General features: G+C 49.8%; 1 protein-coding gene and 2 pseudogenes. 1 reads left to right on the top strand and 2 read right to left on the bottom strand.

Annotated features, from left to right (window positions below; translation table 11 throughout):
- Positions 1-248 precede the first annotated feature (248 nt).
- Both NG99_RS27205 and NG99_RS28740 read right to left on the bottom strand, forming a co-directional pair.
- Complete coding sequence (locus NG99_RS27205) at positions 249-2,141, bottom strand: hypothetical protein (protein ID WP_034899996.1); 1,893 nt, start codon at positions 2,139-2,141, stop codon at positions 249-251.
- A gap of 217 nt (positions 2,142-2,358) precedes the next feature.
- Positions 2,359-4,461: pseudogene (locus tag NG99_RS28740) on the bottom strand (Tn3 family transposase); the annotation flags it as partial.
- 102 nt (positions 4,462-4,563) lie between these two features.
- Here NG99_RS28740 and NG99_RS29615 point away from each other — a divergent pair.
- Positions 4,564-4,666: pseudogene (locus tag NG99_RS29615) on the top strand (IS630 family transposase); the annotation flags it as partial.

Raw genomic sequence — 4,666 nt, 5'->3', positions numbered from 1 at the left:
CCACGCCCTAAGACTCTACCGCAGCCGGGGCGTATCTCCGCGTTAGCGGGCCGTAAGGGCCACTTACGGGCGTGTATGACAGTATTCCAGCCACTTTCTCACAGATGCTTAGACGCTTAGTTGGGGTCTGAGGAGGGGCCCGTCCGGGTAACCGGCGGGTCTACTCACCTCAGACCCCTATACAATTCTGTTGGCCTAATTAATAGCAACCTCGTTCTACAATCTGCATCGCCAACTCACATTTATAATCAGGAATAGTACGGTACGAAAACAATGGTTCCGTTCAGCACAACCTCCATATAACCCGAAACAGTTGTAGTATCTGTTGGGGTATTTGTAGCTGTACTTATTGCAACAATATTTCCCTGAGCACCAACACCTGCGCTACCGTTATGAATACTCATCCTTGCCGTGGCAAAAGTTAATCCGGGGGAAGTTGTCTGTGTCGTTCCACTTGGGGTAAATAATGCACACGTCCCGGCATCGAATCGGGTCGGTCCCGTGCTCTTGGCATTAATAACATACTCACCGCAGTATGCGGCCAGCTGAATCCACATATCAGGAATAGTGTCAGCATAAGTTGGTGTGGTGAATTGTACGCCTTTAACGCCAGAGTTTCCCTGATGATAATACGTGATAATTGGCGTTGTTCCTGAGCCTCGCTGGATATTAATAATTGTCTTACCTGGCGTACGATCACCAGTAACGGCATAATTGCCGGATCCCACGCTGCTATAACCATCACGGCAAATAACCTCAATCTCCCATTGCCCACCCGTGTTAGGGATAGTAAAAGACCCAATGTTCAGATACAAAACGGAAGATGAGTTATTAGTTCCCCGCAGTACACCACTCTGCCATTTAGCTTTTAGTGTACCTGAAATCTCTATACCGTGGTTTTCAACAAGGACGTTACCCCGTTCGTAACCAGAAAGCCAAGAAGTGATTTCAGAGCCATCGGGGTTTTGTGGGTAAGAATACCAGTCGTCGTCAGAGGGAAGAGTGTTCCAGTCATAATCATTACCTGTTGGTACCGACAAAACATTTGTTATGGCCCGGCAGGCGTACATAACCGGGTTATGTACACAACCTTCAATACACATCATATTAATGATGAACTGGGCATTATTGATATCAAAAGGTACATTTCCTGGTCCACTAAACCAGACGTTGTCCATTTTACACTGGGCTGCACGGGGTGCCCAGATACAAGGCGCAAGATTTGTCAGAAAATTACAGTTACGGAACTCTATACTGGTGCTGTGGTCCCAGACGCCGGTCGGTCTGTTAGTCCATGAGGCAGTAAAGAAAGGCGCTGCATTAGTCGAGCTGTAGCATTGCTCAACGATGCTATCCAGCGTGTCCTTGATGAAAAAAGTGTGTCCTCCGGTATTCGCATTTTCAAAGTTCTTTATGTATACGTAACAACCGCCTGCGCAATCATTATAAATGAATCCCTGAGTGTTAGAGGCGGTATCATTGAACACGCCCTGCGTGGCGCCAGTAAGTAACATGGTTGAACTGTCATACCCGGTACTCTGCTGCCCGTTCCACTTAATTCCCTCCACCACTAAACGACGGTGATTCAGCTTAAACACATATCCGTCAGAGCTATCACTGATTATCGTTGTAAATACCTGTTTCCCATACGGTGTGCTGAATCCCTGAATACGTATACCGCCAAATGCAGAATAATGACTCTCTGTGTAATATGGATAATCAGCATCAGTTTCAGCTAATGCGGTTCCATACTCCATCCAGTTCACCGGCGTCATATAAAATGTACCTGCCGGGAATTTTATACCTGCCTGCCTGATAGTGCTCACGCCAGCAATACTCACAGCGGAGTCACTCATCATGAACTCTAACTGAGCAGTAGCAGCCGGGCTACAGTCAGTGACGCCATCAGGTATTGCGCCAAAATCGCATACAGTCAGGTCATTTAAGTCGGTAATACGCTGCCAGTAAAATCCATCACCCGCAGCTATAAAACCGCCATCGTCGGCACCCGCGCTGAGGTGTCCTATAAACGCTCCTTCGCCGTATGGAGCAGTGGTGTGACCAGCCAGCCATACAACCTCACCTTCTTCGGAAGGTGACTGCTGACGAAGCGAGGCGAAAGTATCTACTGTTACAGCCATTTTAAGCTCCTTTGGGTTTGAGAAATCAAAATGCCTGAAAGGTATCTGCAGCTTTTGGTATGGGATTGAAGACCTGAATATACGCTATAACAATGAGTTACGGTACTCTTTAAGAAGAATAATTAATCTTAACGGGGGACTTACTATATTGGTGCTACAGCCGTGGTGTAGATTAGAGCTTTTAGGGGTCTGACGCTCAGTGGAACGAAAACTCACGTTAAGCAATGTTTTCTTCCTCTGACGCCTCTTTTAATGGCCGCAAATATCCTTTTGTCACCAACTCTGCCAGAGTGAAGGAATAATGGCCGAGCATATTGATATGCCCGTGGCAAAGCGGTGAGAGTCGTGCAATATCTTCATCATTCAGGGTTTCCCCCTGTGCCCGAAGATGATCCAGGGCTGCCTGCATATAAATAGTGTTCCATAACACGACGGCATTAGTGACCAGCCCCAGTGCACCCAGTTGATCTTCCTGACCGTCGGTATATCGCTTTCTTATCTCACCTTTCTGACCGTGACAGATAGCTCTGGCAACGGCATGGCGGCTTTCCCCCCGGTTAAGTTGGGTCAGAATGCGCCGACGGTAATCTTCATCATCAATATAATTAAGCAGATACAGCGTTTTGTTGATGCGCCCCACTTCAATGATTGCCTGAGTGAGTCCGGAAGGGCGTTCACTCTTCAGTAACGAGCGAACCAGCACCGAAGCCTGTACCTTGCCCAGCTTCAGGGAGCCTGCGGCCGGATCATTTCGTCCCACTGAAGGACTATTTTTCGGGGATCTGACGGCCCTCTGGCAATATCATTCAGTACTCCATAATCGGCGTCACTGTCTATGCGCCAGAAAACCGAAGCGCCGGCATCAGCCAGGCGCGGCGAAAACTGGTATCCCAAAAGCCAGAAAAGACCAAAGACAAGGTCGCTGGCCCCTGCTGTATCAGTCATAATTTCGGTAGGATTTAGCCCGGTTTCCTGTTCCAGAAGGCCTTCCAGCACAAAAATTGAGTCCCTGAGCGTCCCCGGTATAACAATGCCATGAAAGCCAGAATACTGATCGGACATAAAGTTGTACCAGGTGATCCCCCTGTTATGGCCAAAGTATTTGCGGTTCGGTCCGGAATTGATTGTTCTGACCGGTGTAACAAAGCGCATTCCATCTGCAGAGGCCACTTCGCCACCACCCCAGACCTGTGCCAGTGGCAGTGTTGCCTGAAAATCAACCAGCCTGGCATTCGCACTGGTGATTGTTTCAGCCCGCAGGTAGTTTGCTTTTGTCCAGTTCAGCCGGTGTCGGGTCAGGGCAGGAACATTTGACCGTATCAGGGGTTCCAGACCGATATCCCCTTCGGGTGATATGTTTTTCCTTATTAATCACCAGTCGTTTCCATGGACGGCTGATGATTTCCGTTGGTGCGTCGTCAAAATACTGCCGCCGTGAGCTGAACTCGCGGCTGAGGTAATCACAGGCATTCAGAGTGGAACTCCCGGCGGGAGCTGCTGAAAATTTGACGGTATTCAGCAGACGGGGCAGGAAACGACGAACCCGCCCGTACTGCTCCACCATTTCATCATGAAAGTTATCGTCTGAGGGTCGGGCAATTTCACGGACAAGCGCAATAATGTCGGCCAGTTTTTGCCTCGGGATATGGCTGAATACTTCGGTCCGGATTGATTCGTCCGGCGTTTCCTCTTTCAGCAGGTACGAACACGCGCTGGCGAGCGCCAGTGCTGATTTATCCAGATCCTTCAGAGAGCGGAGCCGTTTTTTCTGCCCAATCTTTCTGGCGTCACGGATGATGACCGCCAGCATGGCATCCAGAACGTCCAGTGCATCATCCAGCGCCAGCGTCTCCCATGCAAGGACAAAGGCAACCAGTATCGCAGTCCTTTTCTGCGGGGTCATCCTGGCGATATTGAACACCGAAGTCATTCCCGCATAACGAGCGAGATTTTTCAGACGTACAGCCGGGATCGCACTCAGGTTATCAGTATGAAGGCCAAAATCGCTCAGCGTTTTCCAGCGATCAATTGCCTCATTAAACGCCGGGCCACTGATGGTCACCGGACCTTTTTTCAGTGACTCCAGCAAAGACAGGCGACCGGAATCTGCGGGGCCCAGCAGCGTCTCCAGTTGTGAACACTGTACGGCAGACGGTATCATTGCCAGCCTGCTCCACAGACGCAGCGTTGCCTTTTCCCTTACCTCTGAAATCAGTCGGGTCAACGTGGTGGCACCGGGGAGAATAATTCGGTGCTGCATCAGCCATCCGGTTGCCAGGTCGAAAAGCAGCCCCGGACGTTCGTTGCTTATCCAGCTCCTAAATAGCTGCGCCGAATAGTAGATCACTTTGAGGGAACTCAGCCCGGATTGTGCGATCTGATCAATCGCCAAACCAATCATAATCACCAACCGGACTGAGCAATGCCGATCATAGCACCCATTCCCCGTAGCGAACGACGTCTGATGCAGAAAGCTATCCATAAAACGCGCGACAAAAATCATGCCCGTAGGCTAACTGCCATGC

This window comes from Erwinia typographi (assembly GCF_000773975.1).
Lineage (GTDB): Bacteria > Pseudomonadota > Gammaproteobacteria > Enterobacterales > Enterobacteriaceae > Erwinia > Erwinia typographi.
The sequence above is the reverse complement of the archived record's forward strand: the minus strand, read 5'-3'. Positions and strand labels throughout refer to the sequence as shown.

Coding starts and splice junctions, on each gene's coding strand:
- NG99_RS27205 (WP_034899996.1), bottom strand. CDS start 2,141: ATGGCTGTAACAGTAGATACTTTCGCCTCGCTTCGTCAGCAGTCACCT.